This window comes from Actinoplanes sp. NPDC051633 (genome assembly GCF_040681735.1).
Classification (GTDB): domain Bacteria; phylum Actinomycetota; class Actinomycetes; order Mycobacteriales; family Micromonosporaceae; genus Actinoplanes.
This window is the reverse complement of the sequence record NZ_JBFAZH010001272.1, coordinates 1-2,126: the sequence shown is the minus strand read 5'-3', so window position 1 is coordinate 2,126 and position 2,126 is coordinate 1. Positions and strand designations below refer to the sequence as shown.

Here is a 2,126-nt window from a genome sequence, read left to right as displayed (position 1 = left end):
AGGCCGCGCCCAAGCTCGCCCTCGGGCTGTGCGCCGAGCGGACCGGCGACGCCACCGAGCTCTTCGAGGCGGTCTGGCTGCGCGACCGGTCGCAGACCAGCGCGGCGTTCGGACTGGCCCGGCTCTGGCTGCGGGCCGGTGACCGGAAGGGCGCGGCGCGGATCCTGGACGAGGTGCCGCTGGTGTCGCCGCACCGGGACGCCGCACGGATCGCCGCCGTTCGCGCGTACGCGGAGCCCCTGCCCGCACGGCCGAGCGCGGAGAGCGTGGCCGAGGCCGTCCGGCGGCTGCCCGACCTGCGCCTGGACGGCGGCGCGGCGGACGGCGAGGCTCGGCGGCGGCTGGTCGCGCTGGTCCGGGAGGCCGGCGCGGGCCGGAGTTCGGCGCTGCTGGAGCGGTCCTATCGGGAGCTCGCGGCGCAGGCCCGCGACCCGCGGGACCACGAGATCCTGGTCGACATGGCCAACCGGGTGCGGCCCCGGACCCTGCTGACCTGGTGGCGGTGAGGAACACGCATGGATGACGACTTCGTGCTGGCGATCAGCGACCACAAGTACCTGCCGCGCGGCGTGACCGAGGTCCAGGCGGTGCTGACCGTGACGGCCGTGTCGCCGGACCTCGACCGTGTCTCCTCGGGCGGCGCGTCGTCCGGGCTCGCCGAGGTGATCATGGTGGACACCTCCGGGTCGATGGTGATCGGGTCGAAGATGCCGGACGCCCGGCAGGCCACGATGGCGGCGGTCGACGCGCTGCCGGACGGGTCGCTCTTCGCAATCGTGGCGGGCCATCACGAGGCCCGGATGGTGTACCCGTCCGAGCCGGAGCTCGCCGTCGCCGGGCCGGGCACGCGGGCGCAGGCCCATTCGGCGGTGAAGCGGCTGCGGGCGTACGGCGGGACGGCGATCGGCCAGTGGCTGGGCCTGGCCCGGACGCTGCTGGTCGGCCGGCACGAGGAGATCCGGCACGTCACTCTGCTCACCGACGGGCAGAACGGCGAGCGCGCGGCCGTGCTGGCCCGGGCGCTGGACGAGTGCCACGACGTGTTCCAGTGCGACGCCCGCGGCATCGGCGACGACTGGAATGCGCGGGAGCTGATCGGGATCGCCGAGGCGTTGCGCGGGCAGGCGCGGGCGGTGACCGAGGAGAGCAACCTGGCCGACGAGTTCCGCTCCATCGTGGAGACGTGGACCACCAAGTCGGTGCGGGCCCTGACGCTGCGGATCCGGCTCAGCTCGTTCGCCGAGCTGCGGCACCTCCGCCAGGTGCACCCGGTGAAGGCCGACCTGGACGCGCATCTGCGTGCCGGCGACGGCGTGGTGGAGGTCGACACCGGCGCGTGGTCACCCGGCGAGCTGCGCGAGTACAGCCTGCGGATCGGGGTCGGGGACGCCGGCGACCTGACCGAGGACCTGCGCGCCGCGCGGATCGACGTGTTCACCGGCGATGCGCAGCGGGCCGCGCCGGAGCTGGTGCTGGTGCGGCGGACCACGGACGACTACCGGTCGGTGCTGCCGGACCCGAAGCTGCGTGAGTACTCCCAGCAGGAGGAGCTGAGCCGGGTGATCGGGGACGGCTGCGGGGCGTTCGCCGCCAAGCGTCGCGCCGAGGCCGAGAAGGCGTTCGCCCGCGCGGTGCAGATCGCCAGGGCGGCCAACGACCGGGACATGCTGGCGCGGCTCGCGCGGATCGTGACCGTCGCGGCGGACGGCACGGTGCGGCTGCGCCCCGACGTCCGCGACTCCGACCTGCTGATGCTCGAGACGGAGTCGCAGTTCTCCCAGCTCAGTCGCGAGGAGCGCACCGGCCCCGACCGCGTGTGCCGGTGCGGGTACATCAACCGGCCGGGCGCGAAGTTCTGCCAGAAGTGCCGGGAGCGGTTGTGATCGGCACCCGGCGGACCCTGTTCCGCTTCTGGATCTGGTTGCTGGCCGCGGCGGTCGCGGCGCTGGCGGGCACCGTCGTGGCGATCGACCTGGGCCGCCGGGACGCGAACGTGCTGCGCACGAGCGAAGCGCCCGCCCGGGAGGGGGTCGCCGCCGCGGGCGAGTCCTTGCGGAACAATTCGATAAGGGGGCATTAGAAAATGAGTTTGCGGTCGCAAATGAACGGAGAGAATTCGAGCAACA

Annotated in this window: 3 protein-coding genes; all 3 read left to right on the top strand. The window is 73.6% G+C overall.

The window, feature by feature from the left end; all coding sequences use genetic code 11:
- Nucleotides 1–506: tetratricopeptide repeat protein (locus AB0M20_RS39970; RefSeq protein WP_364306338.1), on the top strand; the 506-nt coding region annotated here is incomplete at its 5' end.
- Between the two features lie 9 nt (nucleotides 507–515).
- Nucleotides 516–1,883 carry a VWA domain-containing protein gene (locus tag AB0M20_RS39965; protein WP_364306336.1) on the top strand — a complete coding sequence of 456 codons (1,368 nt, stop codon included), beginning with the start codon at nucleotides 516–518 and terminating at the stop codon, nucleotides 1,881–1,883.
- Nucleotides 1,880–2,080, top strand: coding sequence for a hypothetical protein (locus tag AB0M20_RS39960; protein WP_364306334.1), 201 nt, complete (start codon nucleotides 1,880–1,882; stop codon nucleotides 2,078–2,080). Before AB0M20_RS39965 ends, AB0M20_RS39960 begins: the two co-directional genes overlap by 4 nt.
- Nucleotides 2,081–2,126 lie beyond the last annotated feature (46 nt).